The organism is Kitasatospora sp. NPDC041917 (assembly GCF_055589745.1).
On record NZ_JBVJBI010000050.1, the window covers coordinates 37,026 to 55,373 of the forward strand.

Sequence of the window (18,348 nt, forward strand, 5' to 3'; positions counted from 1 at the left end):
GGCGGGCCTCAGGCGGCGCGCACCGGCGCGGGCACCGGACGGGCCAGCCGGGCCAGCGCCAGCGGCTCGAAGATGCCCATCAGCACCGGGTCCACCGCCCGCACCGCCGCCGGAGCGGGCGCCGCGGGGGCGGGAGTGCGCAGCAGCGCGAGGTAGAGCTCCTGGGTCTCGGCGGCCGGGTCGATGCCCAACTCCTCCGCCAGCACCTGACGCAACTGCTGGTAGCAGCGCAGCGCCTCGGCCCGGTTGCCGGCGGCGGCCAGCGCCTCCATCCGGCAGCGGTAGGCACTCTCGCGGAACGGGGCCCGGCGCACCGCCTCGTCGGCCCAGCGCAGCGCGTGGTGCTCCTCGCCGAGCGCGGAGGCCGCCAGACTCGCCGTCTCCAGCGCACCGATGCGCAACTCCTCCACGTGCTCGCGCACCCCCTGCGCCCACTCGCCCTCGTGGTCGGGCAGGAACGCCCCGCGCAGGTTCGACAGCGCCCCCGCGGCCAGCTGCTGGGCCACCGCGTGGCCGCCCGCCGCCAGCGCCTCGCCGGCCTCGCCCACCGCCGAGGCCGCCGCCTCCAGGTCCACGGCCGCGTCCGCGGGCAGCCGCAGCACGTACCGCCCGCCCTGGGCGATCAACGGGGTCGCACCCGGGCCCTGACCCGGCGCGGTGACGAAGGCCCGCACCCGGGAGACCACGCTGCGCAGCGCGGAGGCCCAGGTGTCGGGCAGGCCGTCGGGCCAGATGGTGTCGGCCAGCTGGTCGCGGCTGGTACCGCTGGAACGCTCCAGCACCAGGCGGGCGAACGCCACCTGGGCCTGGGCGCTGGACAGGTGCTGCGGGGCGCCGTCCTGGTGCTCGACGGCCACCAGACCGGTGAGGCGGATCAGCATGCGCGCGCCCCCGATCTGCCGGACGGACCGTCTTCCCTGAAGCCTTTCGACACGAGCTCCAACCCCCTTGAGTCAAAGCAGAAGTGACGGCCCGTATCCGGCCGTCGGCGCGGGAAATCGCGGATCGTAACAATAAACCGCCGACCAGCCGTTCGGTTTCAGCGGATTTCGACCATACATTCGCCGCATCGCGCGGTGTCAACACCGGCCGAGAAAACATACCCACCGGCCGGTCAATGCGTCGTGGACGCAAGGTTTCTGCACGTCAGAGCGTTCCCGCAGGCCAGGAAAGCGGCTATTGCGGACGCCTTGCGCATCCTGCCGTAGAAATGTAGCCATCCTTGAGCACCCCGCGTGAAGGCTTCGAGAAAACACCCCCGCAGCCACCCCGGGCCCCCGCCCCCGCGGACGGGAAGCCGAATGCCCGCGAAAGCCGTGAAAACCGTGACGCCGTGAAGGAGAAACGCCCGTGAACGCCACCGGAGCATGGAACCGCCTGGAGCCGAAGCTCGCCGCAACCAACGCCCGCGTGGCCGCACTGGAGTCCGACCCCTCCCGGCGCAACAGCTTCGTCGCCTACACCATGGAACGCGACAGCGCCTACTGCGACCTCGACGGCGAGCGCCTGCTCATGATGTCCGGCTACAGCTACCTCGGACTGGCCGGCGACGAGCGCGTCGTGGCCGCCGCCAAGGCCGCCGTCGACGTCTACGGCACCGGCAACCACGGCGTACGGGCCCTGGCCGGCACCATCCCCCTGCACGAGGAACTGGAGGCCGAGGTCGCCCGCTTCGCCCGCCGCGAACGCGCCCTGGTCTTCGGCTCCGGCTACGCCGCCAACGTCGGCACCGTCGGCGCCCTGGTCGGCGCCGGCGACACCGTCCTGATCGACAAGTACGACCACGCCTCCATCGTCGACGGCTGCCGCCTGTCCGGCGCCACCGTCACCCGCTTCCGCCACAACGACGTCGACCACCTGGAGCGCCGCCTCAAGGCCGCCGCCCCCACCGGCGTCCGCCTGGTCATCGTCGACAGCGTCTACTCCATGGACGGCGACATCGCCCCGCTGCCCGAACTGCGCGAGGTCTGCGACCGCTACGACGCCCTGCTCATGGTCGACGAGGCCCACGCCCTGGGCGTCATCGGCGCAACCGGCGGCGGCATCGAGGAACACTTCGACCACAAGGTCCGCGTCGACGTCAAACTCGGCACCCTCTCCAAGGCCATCCCCTCCATGGGCGGCTGGGTCGCCGGCAGCCACGACCTCATCGGCCACCTGCGCTACGCCGCCCGCCCGTTCCTGTTCTCCGCCGCCCTCGGCCCCGCCCAGACCGGCGCCGCCCTGGAATCCCTGCGCATCCTGCGCCGCGAGCCCGAACGCGTCACCCACACCCAGACCCAGGCCCGGCGCCTGCGCAAGCGCCTCAACGACGCCGGCATCTCCACCATGCACTCCACCACCGCCGTCCTGCCCGTCATCGCCGGCAGCGACGACGCCGCCTACGACTACGCCACCGCCTGCCGCAAGGCCGGCGTCATCGGCCTGCCCGTCGTCACCCCCGCCGTCCCCAACGACCTCGCCCGGCTGCGCATCGCGGTCACCGCCCGCCACACCGCCGCCGACATCGACTTCGCCGCCGAGGCGTTCCTGACCGCCGCCGCCCAGACCGGCCTGATCTGACCGGCCCCCGCCCCCTCACCCCCCTCTTTTTTTCCCACCGCCGGGCCGCCCGCGTGCAGCGCGAAGGAGACGAAGCCATGGCCCCCCACCACCGGCCGCCGATCGCCGTCACCGGCCTCGGCGTGGTCAGCCCCGCCGGCCACGGCGTCGAGGACCTGTGGCGCACCGTCGCCTCCGGACGCTCCACCGCCACCGCCCTGACCGACCCCGCCCTGGCCCGCCACCGGGTGCGCCTGGGCTGCCGCGTCACCGACCCGCCCGACACCGCGCAACTGCCCGCCAAGGACGCCCGCCGCCTGGACCCCTTCGCCCGCTACGGCACCCTCGCCGCCCTGGCCGCCCACGCCGACGCCGGCCACCCCGAGCCCGAACCCGGCCGCAGCGCCGTCGTGGTCGGCACCGCCGTGGGCGGCCGCACCACCAGCGACCGCGAGTCCGCGCTGTACACCCAGCACGGCCCGCTGCGGGTCTCCCCGCTGATGCCGCTGGTCACCATGCCCAACGCCGCCGCCGCCCAGATCGCGATGCGCCTGCACTGGAGCGGCCCGGCACTGACCATCGCCACCACCTGCGCCTCCAGCGCGGACGCGATCGGCCACGCGGCACTGCTGCTGGAAAGCGGACGCGCGGACGTGGTGATCGCCGGCGGCTGCGAGGCCACCTTGACCCCGGTGACCCTGGCCGCGTTCGGCAACCTCGGCGCGCACTCCCTGCGCAACGACGAACCCGCCCGCGCCTCACGGCCCTTCGACGCCGACCGCGACGGCTTCGTGATGGGCGAGGGCGCCGGCTTCCTCGTCCTGGAACGCCTGGACGACGCCCGCGCCCGCCGCCGCACCCCGTACGCGCTGCTCGCCGGGTACGGGGCCAGCGCGGACGCCTACCACCTGTCCAACCCGCGCCCCGACGGCGCCGGCGCCGTCGCCGCGATGCGCGCCGCCCTCGCCGACGCGGGCCTGGCCCCCGGCGACATCGCCCACGTCAACGCCCACGGCACCTCCACCGTGCACAACGACCGGGCCGAGGCCGCCGCCCTGCGCGCCGTGTTCGGCCCCCACGGCGTGCCGGTCACCTCCACCAAGGGCGCCATCGGCCACCTGATCGGCGCCGCCGGCGCCGTCGAGCTGATCACCGCCATCGAGGCCATGAACGAGCGCACCGTCCCTCCCACCGCCAACCACGAGAAGACCGAAGAGGGCCTGGACCTCGACGTCGTGCACACCGCGCCGCGCCCGATCCGCGCCGGCGCGGCCCTGTCCAACTCGTTCGGCTTCGGCGGCCACAACACGACCCTGGTGGTGACCCCGCTATGACCCCACCCACGACCGCCCCCGCCCCCGCCGCGACCACCGCGGCGCCGGGACCCGTCCCGCGCACCCGCCTGCACATCCGCGCGCAGGACCTGACGGCCTACCGCGCCGCCGCCCGCGCCCACCTGGGCGCCCCGCGGCGCGACGGGGCCAGCCCCGCACACCCCTTCGTCGCCGCCCACGCCCTCGCCCAGCACACCGTCACCGCCCTGACCGCCGGCGACCCGGGCTTCACCGGCGTGGTCCACCTCGCCCAGGAGATCCACACCCACGCCCCCCTCGCCCCGGGCGACCTCGACATCGCCGTCGAGGTCACCGCGGTGCGCCGCGAGGCCCGCGGCACCCGCCTGGCCCTGACCACCCGCCTCACCGACGCCGCCACCGGCGCCCCCGTCGCCGACCTCGCCACCGCCGCCCTCCTGCTGGGCGCCACCCGCACCGAACCCCACGGCGCCCTGCCCGCCGCCGCCCACCCCGGCACCGCCCCCGACGGCACCGGCCACGTCTCCACCCACGTCCTGAGCGCCGCCGACACCACCGCCTACGCCCACGCCTCCGGCGACCTCAACCCCATCCACCTCGACGAGGACGCCGCCAGGGCGGCCGGCTTCCCCACCGCCATCGCCCACGGCATGCACCTGGTCGCCCTGGCCGCCGAACGGATCACCGACCTGCACGCCGACGGCGACCCCGCCCGCGTCACCGCCCTCGGCGCCCGCTTCGCCGCCCCCACCGTGCCCGGCACCGAACTGCGCCTGACCCTGCGGCCCCACGACCGGGGCACCGTGGTGCGCTTCACCATCGCCACCGACACCGGCACCGCCGTCAAGGCCGGCTGGGCGCGCATCGCACCGGCGGGGGAGTGAACCCCGTGACCACGAACCCCACCGGCACGAACCCCGCAGCCGGCACCGGCACGAACCCCGCAGCCGTCACCGGCACGAACCCCGCGACCGGCACGAACGCGACGGGCGCGCCGCCGGCGCCGCTGGCGCTGCCCGACGCGTTCACCGCCCACGCCCGCACCCGCCCCACCGCCCCGGCCCTGCTGTGGCACGAGCACACCGTCACCTACGGCGAGCTCGCCGAGGCCGCCGAGGCCGAACGCGCCCGCCTGAAGGCCCTGCGGCTGGCGCCGGGGGAGCCGGTGGGCCTGTACGCCGTCAAGTCGCCCGGCGCGATCGCCCTGGTGCTGGCCTGCCTGATGGAACGCCGGCCCTTCCTGCTGCCCTCCCCGCAGCTCGCCCCCGCCCTGCTGGCCGCCCTCTTCGCCCAGGCCGGCGCCCGGCGCCTGCTCGCCCCCCTCGGCCAGGACACCCCCGCCCTGCCCGCCCTGCCCCACCCCGCACCGGTGCCCACCCTCGCGGCCGGCACCTCCTTCATGCTCACCACCTCCGGCTCCACCGACCTGCCCAAGATCGTCCCCCTCGCCCAGTCGGCCGTGGACCGCTTCACCGCCTGGGCCCACGACACCTTCGACCTCGGGCCCGGACGCGTCGTCGCCAACTACGCGCCCCTCAACTTCGACCTCGCCCTGCTGGACGTGTGGGCCACCCTCGCCGCCGGGGGCACCTGCCTGCTCATCGACCCCGCCCACGCCCTCAACGCCCGCCACCTGCTCACCCTGCTGACCCGCCACCGCCCCCACGTGCTGCAGGCCGTCCCCCTGGCCTACGCCCTGCTCGCCCGGGCCGCCGGCCCCACCGCCGCCGTGCTGGACAGCGTCGAGCACGCCGCGTTCACCGGCGACGCCATCGACGCCCGCACCCTCGCCGCGCTGCCCGCCCTGCTGCCGAACGCCCACCTGTACAACATCTACGGCTGCACCGAGACCAACGACAGCTTCCTGCACCGCCTGGACCGCCTGGACGCCGCGGCCGCCCTGCCCGTGCCCATCGGCGAGCCCCTGCCCGGCGTGCGCACCCTCATCACCACCGACGACGGCACCCCCCTCACCGGCCCCGGCAGCGGCGAACTCCACGTCTCCACCCCCTTCCAGGCCGCCGGCTACCTCGACCGCTCCCGCGACACCGGACGCTTCACCACCCGCCCCGAGGGCGCCGGCGAGGGACGGCGCTGGTTCCGCACCGGCGACCTCGTCACCCGCGACGACAGCGGCCGCATCCACCTCACCGGCCGCGCCGACTTCCAGGTCAAGGTCCGCGGCGTCGCCGTCAACACCGCCGAGATCGAACGCGTCCTGCTCGCCCACCCCGACGTGCGGGAGGCCGCCGTCGCCGCCGCGAGCGACCCGCTCACCGGCAAACGCCTGCACGCCGCCGTCCAGCGCACCCCCGGCTCCACCCTCAACAGCCTCGTCCTGCGCGAGCACCTGGCCCGCAACCTGCCGCGCGCCGCCGTCCCCGAGAAGCTCGCCATCCACGACACCCCCCTGCCGAAGACCGCCACCGGCAAGGTCGACCGCAAAGCCGTCCTGCCCACCCCCTGAAACCCCGCACCCCGCACCACCGAACACCAACCACCGACCCACACAAGGGAGTTGCCCGCCATGACCAACATCGACCGGATCAAGCGGTTCCTCATCGAGGAGTTCCTGCCCGACATCACCCCCGACCAGCTCGCCGACGACCACGACCTGCTCTCCGACGGCGTCATCGACAGCCTCGGCGTCCTCAAGCTCATCGCCTGGGTCGAGGACCACTTCACCCTGCCCGTCGACGACACCGACCTCGACCCCAACAACTTCCGCTCGGTCGCCGCCATCGACGCCTTCATCACCGAACGCCGCACCGCCGCCACCGCCACCGCGGCCACGGCCACCGTGGGCGGCTGACACCCGTGCACCCGGCCCTCACCGCGCTCCTCGCCGCCCGCCCCGTCGACGCCGAGGCCTGGCACTCGTGGTGGGACCAGCTCGAACACCGCACCCTGGGCCCGGCCGACACCGACCGGGCCCAGGCGGCGGCCCTGCTGGCCGGCCTCACCACCCGCCTGCCCGACCCCGACACCCTCGCCGCCCTGGTCACCTCGCTCACCGAACGCACCCCCCACCCCGGCCCCGCCCACCCCCACAGCGTCAACATCGTCGGCACCGGCGGCGGACCGGCCACCTTCAACCTCTCCACCGCCGCCGCCCTCACCGCCGCCGCCATCGGCATCCCCGTCGTCAAGACCGGCTCCCGCGCCTACACCAGCGCCGCCGGCTCCGTCGACCTCCTGGAGCGCCTGGGCATCACCCTCACCTCCGGCCACGCCGCCACCGCCGACCACCTCGCCCGCCACAACATCGCCTTCGCCGGCCCCCACGTCTACCCGCCGCCCCTGACCCGCCTGGCCCGCACCCTCTACCCCCTCACCCTCAAACCCTTCGGCGCCTTCCTCAACACCCTCGGCCCCCTGCTCGCCACCGTCCCCGTCACCGCCCAGCTCACCGGCGTCTCCACCCCCGCCGCCCTCGACGCCCTGCGCCCCCTGGCCGCCCGCCTGCCCGCCCGCACCGTGTGGCTGGCCCACAACCGCACCGGCGCCGACGAACTCCTGCCCTTCGCCGACAACACCCTGCACACCCCCACCGGCACCGTCCACCTGCCCGCCGGCTGCGTCGCCCCCGACAGCGGCACCCTCGCCGACCTCGCCCCCCACCCCGGCGACCTCACCGGCCACTTCCTGCGCGCCCTCGCCGGACAGGCCGGCACCACCGCCACCCGCACCATCGCCCTCAACGCCGCCGCCCTCGCCCTGGCCTCCGGCCGCCACACCCACTGGAACACCGCCTACAACGCCGCCCTGGACGCCCTCGCCGACGGCACCCCCCGCGCCCTGGCCGAACGCCTCGCCACCGCACCCGGCCGCCCCGCCCGCCCCGCGGCACCGGCGGCACCGGCGGCACCGGAGGCACCGGCCGCCAAGACCGCCGCCCCGGACCCCGCGGCCCGCCGACCGGAGGCCACCCGTGCCTGAACCCCTCTTCCCCCAGGACCGCCCCGGCCTCGCCCTGTTCCTCAACGCCGGCGACCCCGCCGACCGCCTCACCGACCTCGCCCTCATGCTCGACGAGCAGCGCGTCGACGTCCTCGAACTCGCCGTCCCCTTCCCCGACTCGCCCACCGACGGCCCCGTCATCCGCCGCTCCGCCGCCCGCGCCCTGCAAACCGGCACCACCTGGGACACCGTCCTCGCCGACCTCACCGACCTCACCCCCCGGCTGCGCCACCTCAAGGTCGTCCTGCTCGCCGACTGGAGCCACAGCCTGCGCCACCGCGACCCCGCCGCCACCGCGCGCGCCGCCACCGCCGCCGGAGCCCGCGCCCTGCTCGTCCACGCCCTGCCCCCACGCCTGCGCCCCGCCTGGCAGCAGGCCCTGCGCGACGAAGGCCTCCCGCAGGTCACCACCTGCTACCCCGCCTCCACCCCCGACGTCCTCGCCGCCGCCGCCCGCGACGCCACCGGCGCCTACGTCTACCTCGTCGCCCACTACGGCCGCTCCGGCACCACCCCCACCACCGGCCACCGCGCCCTGGCCACCACCGTCGCCACCCTGCGCACCACCGCCCCCGCGACCCCCGTCGCCGTCGGCTTCGGCGTCAGGACCGCCGCCGACCTCGACGCCGTCACCGCCGCCGGCGCCGACGCCGCCATCGTCGGCTCCGCCGCCGTCGCCCGCCTGGAACACGCAGCCGCCCACGGCCTGGACGCCGTCACCGAACTGCGCGCCTTCCTCACCGACCTCCGCCCCGCCCGCCCCCCTCACCCGGACGCAAGAGGCGGACCCCGCGCCACCGCGCACACCCCCACCACCCCCGGCACCACCACCCGAGAGGAACAACCCGCATGCTGATCCGCGACCTGGCCGACGTGAAGACCGTCGAGTGGGGCAACGGCCTGTCCCGCCGCTTCCTCGTCGAGAGCGACAACCTCGGCTACAGCCTCACCGACACCATCGTCAACGCCGGCACCAAGTCCCGCCTGGAGTACCGCAACCACCTGGAGGCCTGCTACTGCATCGCCGGCTCCGGCGAGGTCATCGACATGGACGGCAACTCCCACCCCATCACCCCCGGACGCCTCTACGCCCTCGACGAGCACGACGCCCACTACCTGGTCGCCGGCCCCCAGGAGGACCTGCGCCTGGTCTGCGTCTTCTCCCCGGCCCTGCGCGGCGACGAGGTCCACCAGCTCGACGCCCACTCCTCCTCCGCCTACTAAGAACCAAGGCACCCCCGCCAGGCACCCCGCGCCCCACCGGGGCCCGCCGCCCCCACCCACCGCCCGGGGGCCCGGGCCCCCGCACGGGCCCTGGAACCGACGTCAGCCGGCGCCACCGGGCGCCGGCCTGCCACCCCGGGCCCCAACGGCCCGGGAGGAAGGCGGCACCCCCGATGATCCGCTGGAACGCCGACCAGACGGCCCTGCGCGAGGGCCTGGCCCGCTTCGGCGACGACCTCAGCGCCGGCCACATCGAAGGCGACGAACAGGCCGCCTTCTCCCACGACAAGTGGCGCCTGATCCAGAAGACCGGCATCCTCTCCCTGCCCTTCGACGAACGCCACGGCGGCCTGGGCCAGTCCCTGCTCACCACCATGTACGTCCTCGAAGGCCTCGGCCAGACCTGCCGCGACGGCGGCCTCAACTTCTCCGTCACCACCTCCATGGCCTCCACCGGCGTCCCCCTCCAGGCCTTCGGCTCACCCGCCCTCAAGGACGCCTACCTGCCCCGCATCGCCTCCGGCGACGCCATCGGCGCCCACGCCATCACCGAGTCCGAATCCGGCTCCGACGCCATGCAGATGCGCACCCGCGCCGTACGCGACGGCGACCACTTCGTCCTCAACGGCTCCAAGACCTTCGTCTCCAACGGCCCCGTCGCCGACGTCGTCGTCGTCTACGCCCGCACCCACCCCCAGGGCGGAGCCCTCGGCGTCACCGCCTTCCTCGTCGACGCCGACACCCCCGGCCTCACCACCGGAAACCCCGTCAAGAAGATGGGCCTGCGCACCTCCCCCCTCTCCGAGCTCTACCTCGACGACGTCCGCGTCGGCGCCGACCGCGTCCTGGGCCGCGTCGGCGGCGGCTTCCTCGTCCTCGACCACGTCATGAAACGCGAGATCCTCTACACCTTCATCGTCAACACCGGCGAGATGCAGCACCGCCTCGCCCGCTGCCTCGACTACGCCAAGACCCGCATGTCCTTCGGCAAACCCATCGGCTCCTACCAGTCCGTCGCCAACAAGATCGTCGACACCAAGATCCGCCTGGAAACCGCCCGCAAGTGGCTGTACGACACCGCCCAGCGACTGGAAGCCGGCGACAACGTCACCGTCGACATGGCCATCGCCAAACTCCTCACCAGCGAATCCAACCTCGCCACCTCCCTGGCCGCCGTCCAGGTCTTCGGCGGCAACGGCTACATGTCCGAATACGGACTGGAGAAGGACGTGCGCAACGCCGTCGCCGGCACCATCTACTCCGGCAGCAACGAGATCCAGTACAACCGCATCGCCGCCATGCTCGGACTCGGCAAATGACCGCCCCCGCCGCCCCGCACGCCCCCACCCGCAGCGGCCACCTCAAAGTCTGCGGCGCCCGCACCCGCGCCGACCTCACCCTCCTCGCCGACACCGGCCCCACCCTGGTCGGCCTGTGGCACGGCATCCCCGGCGGCCCCGCCGACCTCCAGGCCGACCGCCTCGCCGACCTCGCCGCCACCGCCATCCGCCTGGGCCTGGAACCCGTCCTCGTCACCTTCCTCGACCACGCCCCCACCCTCGCCGCCCTCGCCCGCGCCACCGGCATCCGCTGGATCCAGCTCCACGCCTACCAGAGCCCCGCCCTCGTCGCCGAACTGCGCGAACACCTGCCCTACGCCGTCCTCGTCAAAGTCCTCCACCTCTCCCGAGGACGCTGCCTCGAACGCGCCTTCACCGGCGCCTTCGCCCGCGCCGGCACCGACCTGTTCCTCCTCGACACCGTCACCGACGACGGCCGCGTCGGCTCCACCGGCCAACCCCTGGACCCCGCCCACGTCCACGCCCTGCTGCCCCGCCTCACCATCCCCTTCCTCCTCGCCGGCGGCCTCAACACCACCAACCGCGACACCTACCGCACCATCACCGACCACCCCCTCTACGCCGGCGCCGACATCGACTCCGCCGCCCGCGACCGCACCGGCCGCTTCACCCACGAGAACGTCACCGCCCTCACCCGCGCCTGGCACCCGCGCCTCCAGGAGACGACCGCATGAGCCCGAGCTTCATCGACGCGCTGCTCACCGCCGCCCGCCCCCTGGTCATGGAAGTCAAACTCCGCGACCCCCACGGCACCGACCTCCTGGGCCCGCGCACCGTCACCGACCTCGTCACCCGCTACGAACAGGCCGGCGCCCCCTGCCTGTCCGTCGTCACCGGCCGCTGGTTCGGCGGCACCCCCCGCCTGCTGCGCGAGGTCACCGCCGCCACCGAACTGCCCGTCCTGCAGAAGGACTTCCTCACCCGCCCCGCCCAACTCGAAGCCGCCCGCGCCCTCGGCGCCTCCGCCGTCCTGCTCACCGCCGCCCTGCTGCCCGCCACCTCCCTCGCCCGCCTGGTCACCAGCGCCCTCGACCTCGGCCTGACCCCCTTCGTCGAGATCACCGACGAGCGCGAACTCGACGCCCTGCCCCGCATCGCCGACTGCGTCGTCGCCGTCAACAACAAGGACATCCGCACCCGCGAACGCGACCGCGGCGACCTCGGCCGCAGCCTGCGCCTGCTGCCCGCCCTGCGCGCGGCCGGCTGCCGCGCCCCCGTCTCCGCCTCCGCCATCACCGACCCCGCCGACGCCGCCCGCCTCCTGGACGCCGGCTACGCCGCACTGCTCATCGGCACCTCCCTCATGCGCAACCCCGACCTCACCGGCTGGCTCGCCGACCTCGACAACGCCCGCACCGGAGTCGCCGCGTGAGGAACGACCTGCGCACCCGCTCCCTGGTCCTGGACGCCGCCGGCATCCCGCTGTCCGCCCTGGTCGCCGAACCCGAGGACCGCGCCCCCAAAGCCGTCCTCCTCGCCGTCCACGGCCGCGGCATGCGCGCCGCCTACTTCGCCGGCCCCGCCCACCCCGACACCAGCCTGCTCACCCTCGCCGCCGACCTCGGCTACACCGTCCTCGCCGTCGACCGCCCCGGCCACGGCGCCTCCGCCCACCGCCTGCCGGCCGGCCAGCTCATCGCCGACCAGGCCGCCACCCTCCACGCCGCCCTCACCGACTACGCCCGCGCCCACGACACCGGCGCCGGCGTCCAACTCCTCGCCCACTCCTTCGGCGGCAAGATCGCCCTCCAACTCGCCGCCCACTGGCCCGACAACCCCCGCCTGCCCCTGCTCGGCTGCGACATCTCCGGCCTCGCCCAGCACTACGCCCCCGGCGCCTGGGACCGCCCCGACGACCTCGCCGGCGGCGGCCGCCTCAACTGGGGCCCCCTCAACCTCTACCCGCCCGGCACCTTCCACGCCGCCCGCACCCTGCTCACCCCCGTCCCCGCCCTCGAATCCCGCGAACTGGCCACCTGGCCCGCCCGCTACAGCGCCCTCGCCGCCCGCGTACGCGTCCCCGTGCGCCTGACCCTCGCCGAACACGAACACTGGTGGCGCCTGGACGAGGCCTCCCGCACCGCCCTGACCGCCGCCTTCCCCACCGGCCTGGCCCACCTGGTCACCGCCCACGGCGCCGGCCACAACCTCTCCCTGGGCCACGCCGCCCGCCCCTACCACCTGCGCGCCCTCGCCTTCACCGACGACTGCCTCACCCGGCCCGCCACCGCCCCCACCGCCCCCGCCGCACCGGCCCCTGGCGCGGCCGCCGCGCCGGCCCCCGCCCTCGCCACCGTCTGACGAGGGCCCACCGACCACCTGGCGCAGGGTGGCAGGGAAGGCCCCGCCGTCCCCCCGGGCAAGGGGACGGCGGGGCCCGCCCCCCCCGCGCGCGCCGAGCACGGGAATCCCCCGCCGCCCCGGAAGGTTGCCGTCGACAGCCCACGAACGGACCCCCGGTCCCGCCGCGGGCACACCGACGGCCGGCCACAGGAAGGCACGCACATGAGGATCGGCGACATCGAAGTCCTGGCGATCACCGACGGAACGGGCACCGAGAGGGCCGCCGACATCCTCACCCGCCCCGGCACCGACGACCCCTGGGCCTGCCACCGGCACCACCTCGAACCCGACGGCACCCTCACCCTGCCCCTGGGCGGCTTCCTCGTACGCAGCGGGCGGCGCACCGTCCTCGTCGACGCCGGAGTCGGCCCCCACGACGACGGCCGCTACCGCGGCGGAGCGCTCCTCGACTCCCTCGCCGCCCACGGCGTCACCCCCGCCGACATCACCGACGTCCTCTTCACCCACCTCCACTTCGACCACGTCGGCTGGGCCTCCGTCCACGACCGGCCCGTCTTCCCCCACGCCACCTACCGCGCCCACCGCGCCGACTGGCAGCACTTCGTCACCGGCCAGGCCGCGACCCCCGAGGCCGTCGCCAAACTCGCCCCCGTCGAGGCACAACTCGAACTCTTCGACACCGACGTCACCCTCGCCCCCGGCATCGACGCCCTCCACACCCCCGGCCACACCCCCGGCACCACCGTCTACGTGCTCTCCTCCGGCACCCGGCGCGCCCTGCTGCTCGGCGACGTCGTCCACTCCGTCGTCCAACTCGCCGAACGCGACTGGCAGGTCGTCTGGGACATCGACCCCGCCGCCGCCTCCGCCGCGCGCAACCGCATCGCCGACCGGGCCGCCGACACCGACGACCTCCTCGTCGCCGCCCACTTCCCCGGCATGCGCTTCGGCCGCATCCTCGCCGCCGACGGCCACCGCCGCTTCGTCGCCGCCTGAGCCCCCCGGCCCCGCGGGCCCCGGGGGCCCGCCACCGCCCGGACGGCCCCGGCCCCCGCGCGGCGGGGACCCGCCGGCGGGCACCGGGCCCATAAGGTGCCCGCATGTCGGTAGTCGTCGCGGGCGGCCACGGCATGGCCGCACGGCGCACCACCACCCACGGCAGCGGCGGCGTGGGCATGGGCGGGGGCTGCGGCGCCGCGTCCTGCGGGGGAGGCTGTGGAGGGGGCTGCGGCGGCGGGCTCTAGCCCGGGCGCGGCCCGGTCGGCGGCACGTCGTGGACATCGGCCCGCACAGCGGCGCATGCGCCCAGCCCACCGGGGAAGCCGAGGGGGCAGCCCGGACCGGCGCCGCTCCCGGCCGGGCCCCCGGGGCCCCGAGGAGGTCCCGGGGCGCCGCCCGCACCCGCGAGAGGACCCGCGGATGCGGGCGGCGCGCGGCACACCGGGCGCAGCCGTACACATCCGGGGCCGCACGGGGAAGCGGTGACGGCGCGGCCGGCCGCGGCCGCCTTCGACGGGTTCAACGAGCTCGACAGGCCGGGCCGGTGTGCGGGCGGGGCCCGGCGGCGGCGCATCGCCGAGCGCCTGACATCCTGGCCGCATGGACGCCGACGACCCGAATCCGGTCCACCTCGACCACGTGATGGACGGGTTGGCGACGAACCCCGCCCTGCCCGCCGCGATGGTCCGGCGGCTGTTCGCCCGGCGGCACGGACTCGGGAAGGTGGCGGGTCGTGCGGACCTCACCGAGGAGATGATCGACGAGATCATCGCGACCGACGACCACTGGCTCCTGCACGGCCTGGCCCTCAACGACCGGCTGCCGCACCGGTTCCGCCTGCGTCTGGCCGCCCACCCGGACGAGGGGGTGCGGGCCGCGCTCGCCGTCCGCGCCGCGACCGCACCGCGGCGGATGCTGGAGCAGCTCGTCGACGATCCGGCGCCGAAGGTCCGCGAGTACCTGGCCCAGGAGGACGGCACCCCGCCCGACCTGAGGGCCCGCCTCGCGGCCGACCCCGACCCCGCGGTCCGCGCCGCGCTGGCGAAGCACTGGACGCGGGCCCCGGAAGCGGTGCGCCGGATCCTGCTCACCGACCCCGAGCCGCAGGTCCGCGCCGCCGCCTGCTCCACCTGCTTCGCGCACCTGCCGCATCCGGTACCGCCCGCGGATCTGCTGCCGACACTGCTGGCGGACCCGGTGACCCGGGCGGGCGCGGTGGTCCACGCCGTCCTCGACGCGGACACCGCCCGGCGGCTCGCCGAGGACCCGGACAGCGGCGTGCGCGCCGAACTCGCCCGGCATCCCGACCTGCCGCCGTCGCTGCGCGAGGCCCTGGCCGTCGATCCGGCCCCGAGCGTGCGGGTGAAGGTCTTCGCCCGGCCCGACACACCGGAGCACGAGCGGGCACGGATCCACACCTCGGTCCACGAGCTCGCGCAGTCGACGGCCGAGCCGGACCCCGACGCCGACGACGAAGCCCTCCTGCAGTGGTACGAGAACTCCTTCGCGCCCACGGAACTACGGATCCTGCGCCTGGACTGGGTGACGGCCGATCCGCTGCCGCACCTCGACTCGCCCTACATCTGCTTCCGGGTCTCCGCGGCCGCCGGCAGGGACCTTCCCGCCGAGGCGGTGGCCCGACTGCTCGGCGACGAGGAGGAGATGGTCCGCCTCACCATGGCGCACACCGCCCCGCACCTGGTCGACCCGGCGACCGCCGAGGACATCGAGCGCCGCTACCGCGGACGCGACAAGTTCACGTTCTGGTGGGACAGGGCGCGGGTCCTGCCGTTGCCGCCGGAGACCCTGCGCCGCTTCGCCACCGACCCCCAGCCCCGGCTGCGCTCGCTGGCGCCCCGCGATCCGGACCTGCCCCCGCAAGTCGCCGAGCAGCTGGCCGACGATTTTGAGGAGCGTGTCCGCCGGGCGGTCGCCTCCCACCGCAGCCTCCCGCTCCCGTCCCTGCTGCGGCTGCTCGCCGACCCTTCCGAACACGTCGCGCGGGCCGCCGCCGCCTCGCCGGTGCTCCCCGTCGAGCACATGGAGCGGCTGCTGACCCGGGCGGGCCTGTAGCCGTCGCGGACCCGCCCGGGGCCGATGCCGCCGCCAGGGCCTCGGGCCGTCGCGTCCTCAGGGCCTTCGGTTCGCCGGCCCGCCCTCGACCCACTGCGGCACGCGCACCGGCGCGAGGAACTTCTGGTTGAGGACCAGTAGCCACGCCAGCGCGATGATGCCGACGATCGGGAGCCCGAGCAGCAGCAGGAGGAAGAGGATCGGGTGTTCGTGGCTGAACGCGTCGGCGTTGAGCCCGAAGAGCGTCACGGGGCCGGCGACGACCAGCGGTACCACCAGCCAGCAGAACAGGTAGGTGCGGATCGCCTCGCTCGCGCGCAGCTCGGCCTCGCCGAGGAACACGTACTCGGTGGTGGTCGTCGAGGCGCCGCCTCGTCCGGGGACGTCGACCGTCTCGCCCTCCTGGACGTAGTAGCGGCCCAGCGGCCGGATCGGCAGCATCAGGACGGTGAACCAGCGGGTGGCGAAGCAGGCGCCCCGGGCGTCCACGCGGGTCTTGCCCAGCATCGTGCGCCCGAATCCGTTGACCGTGCCCAGCCGTGGTGCCGCGCGCAGCGGCCTGACCTTGTCCGGCATCCGACCCCCTCGTCCTGGTGGCAACTCTTGATCCCAGCATGCCAGTCGCCTGCGACACCGTGCCGGGCCGGGGCGCGACTCCCGCCCCCGGCCCGCCGCTGACGGATCCTCGCCTGCCGTCGGCCGGGCCGGCTTCCCGCGGGAGGCGTGCGCGCGCGGCGGCGGGGCCGTCCCCTCGGGACCGCCCGCTGCGGACCGTCCTCGACGGCACGCGCGGTGGCCGGCCCCGCGACGGGACGCGCGGTGCGGCGGTGCGGGAGAAGGGGGTTCGTCCGCGGGCCGCCGCCCCGAGGCGGGCGGCGGCGCGCAAGTTCCGTCAGGGGGTGCCGAATTCGCCCGCGCGGACGGCGGTGACGGAGAACGGCCGGGCGGTGGAGCGGGAAGTCGGCGGGGCCGACTTCCTGTGCCGGGTGTCCGGGCGAGCGTGCACCTCGCCCATCTCGTCGGACGCGAACGAGGGTTCGGCGCCGCCACCCCGGGAGAGGGGTGGCGGCGCCTGACATGCGATCAGCTGGCGTCGAACTCGCCGGTGCGGACGGCGGCGACGAAGGCTCGCCAGGCGGGGGAGGGGAAGAGGAGGGCCGGCCCGTTGGGGTCCTTGGAGTCACGCACAGGCATGACACCGCTGAAGCCGTCGGCGACCTCCACGCAGCCGTTCTGGCCCCCGCTGTAGGTGCTCTTCCGCCAGCCGGCGTGGGTCAGGTCAACATCCATCCTCATAGCCCTTCCGTACCGCACGGATCATCTCCATAGATGCGGCCTGATTCAGTGCCTCGATCTGAAGCCGATCGTAGCCCCTGAACAGTGGAAGGACAGTGTCGATATCGCGATCAAGATAACCGCGGACTTCGGTCTCGCCGTACCCGAGCAACTTGCGGTCGGGCATGGTCAGCAGGGTCACATGGGAGCTGAAAGGCCGTTCCTCGCCCAGGGAGTACGGGGCGACCTGAATGATCACGCTCGGGGAGGCGGCAAGCTGCTCAAGGTGCTGTAGCTGCTCGATCATCACCTTCGTTCCGCCGACAGGTCGGCGCAGGCAGCTTTCATCGAGAACTGCATGAAGTAGAGGGGTCGGAGTGCGGGCCAGGAGTTGTTGGCGCGTCATGAGGAATGCGACCCGTTCCTCGGCCTGTTCGGGAGTCGCGGTGCCGCGCCTGATGTTGGCCGCTTCCCAAGCGCCGGCGTAAGCATGGGTCTGCAGCAGCCCGGACACGATGTCGATCGAGAACAGCCGCACCTCTGCGGCGCGGTTCTCGTGGTTGGCGTACTCCGGGAAGCCCGGCACGAGCGCGGTGTGCTTGTGCTGCCACCACATCAGCATCAACGTCCCGCCCGTTTCCAGGACTTCGTCGGCCTTGGTAGCAAACTTTTCACTCGGCGGTCGGTGCGCAAGTTCAACGAACGAGACGTACGAGGCGCTGACTCCGCACTTGCGCGCGAGCTGGTGCTGCAGGAGGCCCTTCGCCTTGCGTGAGTTGCGGAGTTGGATGCCGAAGGGGGCCCAGGGGCTGGATGACGGGTCGATTTCCTTGATGTTCACCATGGGGGCTCCGACTCAACGTGGCCTCGAAGTCAAGTTGTTTGCGCTTCCGATGCTAGGCGAATCCAGGCCACCATATGCACAGAACGTGAAACTCCGATCGCAGAGGGTTCCCCATGCCCCACGACCAAGCCACCCGCCTCCACGGCTACGGCGTCCGGTTCGACACCACGGCCGACCGCTACCGGGTCCGCAACGAGATGACGGGGGAGTGGCTCCGCGGCGCCACCGGTGAGCCGGCCGCCTTCGTCTTCTTCGGGGACGCGTACAGCGCCTGGCGCGCCTTCGAGGTCCACAAGCGGCCCGGGGAGAAGTGAGATGTCCTCCACCCTCTCCCGCGCGACCGCCGAGCAGCGCCGGCGGGCCGCCGACGTCCTGGACGACCTCGCCACCGTCCTCGCCCTCGGCGGCGTCGAGCTCCCCACGCTCGAAGTCGACTGGGCGGACGGCCGCCTGA

Annotated in this window: 20 protein-coding genes; 16 read left to right on the top strand and 4 right to left on the bottom strand. The window is 74.5% G+C overall.

Going from position 1 to position 18,348, the window contains the following annotated elements:
• Positions 1 to 8: 8 nt before the first annotated feature.
• Positions 9 to 881 carry an AfsR/SARP family transcriptional regulator gene (locus ACZ6EM_RS35575; protein ID WP_359911919.1) on the bottom strand — a complete coding sequence of 291 codons (873 nt, stop codon included), beginning with the start codon at positions 879 to 881 and terminating at the stop codon, positions 9 to 11.
• A 469-nt stretch (positions 882 to 1,350) separates the two neighbouring features.
• On the opposite strand from ACZ6EM_RS35575, the gene ACZ6EM_RS35580 reads away from it, so the two are divergent.
• From ACZ6EM_RS35580 to ACZ6EM_RS35650, 15 genes are all read left to right on the top strand, one after another.
• On the top strand, positions 1,351 to 2,562 hold the full coding sequence (locus ACZ6EM_RS35580; protein ID WP_380546389.1) for an aminotransferase class I/II-fold pyridoxal phosphate-dependent enzyme: 1,212 nt from the start codon (positions 1,351 to 1,353) through the stop codon (positions 2,560 to 2,562).
• A 77-nt stretch (positions 2,563 to 2,639) separates the two neighbouring features.
• Positions 2,640 to 3,875 carry a beta-ketoacyl-[acyl-carrier-protein] synthase family protein gene (locus ACZ6EM_RS35585; protein WP_401055108.1) on the top strand — a complete coding sequence of 412 codons (1,236 nt, stop codon included), beginning with the start codon at positions 2,640 to 2,642 and terminating at the stop codon, positions 3,873 to 3,875.
• The gene (locus tag ACZ6EM_RS35590) at positions 3,872 to 4,738 is read left to right on the top strand and encodes a MaoC/PaaZ C-terminal domain-containing protein (RefSeq protein ID WP_401055107.1); all 867 of its coding nucleotides are present in this window, start codon (positions 3,872 to 3,874) and stop codon (positions 4,736 to 4,738) included. Before ACZ6EM_RS35585 ends, ACZ6EM_RS35590 begins: the two co-directional genes overlap by 4 nt.
• Positions 4,739 to 4,743: 5 nt before the next feature.
• Complete coding sequence (locus tag ACZ6EM_RS35595; protein ID WP_465774222.1) at positions 4,744 to 6,321, top strand: AMP-binding protein; 1,578 nt, start codon at positions 4,744 to 4,746, stop codon at positions 6,319 to 6,321.
• Positions 6,322 to 6,381: 60 nt separating this feature from the next.
• Entirely contained in the window at positions 6,382 to 6,666 is a 285-nt protein-coding gene (locus tag ACZ6EM_RS35600; protein WP_465774223.1) for an acyl carrier protein, read from the top strand.
• Between the two features lie 5 nt (positions 6,667 to 6,671).
• A complete protein-coding gene (locus ACZ6EM_RS35605; protein WP_465774224.1) occupies positions 6,672 to 7,793 on the top strand; it encodes a hypothetical protein in 1,122 nt (373 codons plus the stop codon).
• Positions 7,786 to 8,670: a tryptophan synthase subunit alpha gene (gene trpA / locus ACZ6EM_RS35610; protein ID WP_401055925.1), complete on the top strand. Its 885-nt coding sequence runs from the start codon at positions 7,786 to 7,788 to the stop codon at positions 8,668 to 8,670. Before ACZ6EM_RS35605 ends, trpA begins: the two co-directional genes overlap by 8 nt.
• The gene (locus ACZ6EM_RS35615) at positions 8,664 to 9,038 is read left to right on the top strand and encodes an ectoine synthase (protein WP_452178968.1); all 375 of its coding nucleotides are present in this window, start codon (positions 8,664 to 8,666) and stop codon (positions 9,036 to 9,038) included. The genes trpA and ACZ6EM_RS35615 overlap by 7 nt, the downstream gene beginning before the upstream one ends.
• A 173-nt stretch (positions 9,039 to 9,211) precedes the next feature.
• The gene (locus ACZ6EM_RS35620) at positions 9,212 to 10,357 is read left to right on the top strand and encodes an acyl-CoA dehydrogenase family protein (protein ID WP_359911892.1); all 1,146 of its coding nucleotides are present in this window, start codon (positions 9,212 to 9,214) and stop codon (positions 10,355 to 10,357) included.
• On the top strand, positions 10,354 to 11,073 hold the full coding sequence (locus tag ACZ6EM_RS35625) for a phosphoribosylanthranilate isomerase (RefSeq protein WP_452178969.1): 720 nt from the start codon (positions 10,354 to 10,356) through the stop codon (positions 11,071 to 11,073). The genes ACZ6EM_RS35620 and ACZ6EM_RS35625 overlap by 4 nt, the downstream gene beginning before the upstream one ends.
• Positions 11,070 to 11,771, top strand: coding sequence for an indole-3-glycerol-phosphate synthase (locus ACZ6EM_RS35630; RefSeq protein WP_359911886.1), 702 nt, complete (start codon positions 11,070 to 11,072; stop codon positions 11,769 to 11,771). Before ACZ6EM_RS35625 ends, ACZ6EM_RS35630 begins: the two co-directional genes overlap by 4 nt.
• Complete coding sequence (locus tag ACZ6EM_RS35635; protein WP_452178970.1) at positions 11,768 to 12,700, top strand: alpha/beta hydrolase; 933 nt, start codon at positions 11,768 to 11,770, stop codon at positions 12,698 to 12,700. Before ACZ6EM_RS35630 ends, ACZ6EM_RS35635 begins: the two co-directional genes overlap by 4 nt.
• Before the next feature lie 204 nt (positions 12,701 to 12,904).
• Positions 12,905 to 13,699 (top strand): MBL fold metallo-hydrolase, encoded by a 795-nt coding sequence (locus tag ACZ6EM_RS35640; protein WP_452178972.1) that lies wholly within the window; start codon positions 12,905 to 12,907, stop codon positions 13,697 to 13,699.
• Between the two features lie 104 nt (positions 13,700 to 13,803).
• On the top strand, positions 13,804 to 13,947 hold the full coding sequence (locus ACZ6EM_RS35645) for a hypothetical protein (RefSeq protein ID WP_465774225.1): 144 nt from the start codon (positions 13,804 to 13,806) through the stop codon (positions 13,945 to 13,947).
• Positions 13,948 to 14,302: 355 nt separating this feature from the next.
• A complete protein-coding gene (locus tag ACZ6EM_RS35650) occupies positions 14,303 to 15,775 on the top strand; it encodes a hypothetical protein (RefSeq protein ID WP_401055128.1) in 1,473 nt (490 codons plus the stop codon).
• Between the two features lie 57 nt (positions 15,776 to 15,832).
• Here the strand turns inward: ACZ6EM_RS35650 and ACZ6EM_RS35655 are convergent, their stop codons facing one another.
• The 3 genes from ACZ6EM_RS35655 to ACZ6EM_RS35665 form a co-directional block, all read right to left on the bottom strand.
• Positions 15,833 to 16,351 (bottom strand): hypothetical protein, encoded by a 519-nt coding sequence (locus ACZ6EM_RS35655; RefSeq protein ID WP_401055127.1) that lies wholly within the window; start codon positions 16,349 to 16,351, stop codon positions 15,833 to 15,835.
• A 507-nt stretch (positions 16,352 to 16,858) separates the two neighbouring features.
• Positions 16,859 to 17,065 carry a DUF397 domain-containing protein gene (locus ACZ6EM_RS35660; protein ID WP_452178974.1) on the bottom strand — a complete coding sequence of 69 codons (207 nt, stop codon included), beginning with the start codon at positions 17,063 to 17,065 and terminating at the stop codon, positions 16,859 to 16,861.
• Positions 17,055 to 17,894 (bottom strand): helix-turn-helix domain-containing protein, encoded by an 840-nt coding sequence (locus tag ACZ6EM_RS35665; protein ID WP_452178975.1) that lies wholly within the window; start codon positions 17,892 to 17,894, stop codon positions 17,055 to 17,057. The genes ACZ6EM_RS35660 and ACZ6EM_RS35665 overlap by 11 nt, the downstream gene beginning before the upstream one ends.
• Positions 17,895 to 18,007: 113 nt before the next feature.
• On the opposite strand from ACZ6EM_RS35665, the gene ACZ6EM_RS35670 reads away from it, so the two are divergent.
• Positions 18,008 to 18,208, top strand: a complete 201-nt coding sequence (locus ACZ6EM_RS35670) for a hypothetical protein (RefSeq protein WP_465774226.1) — start codon at positions 18,008 to 18,010, stop codon at positions 18,206 to 18,208.
• Positions 18,209 to 18,348: the final 140 nt, after the last annotated feature.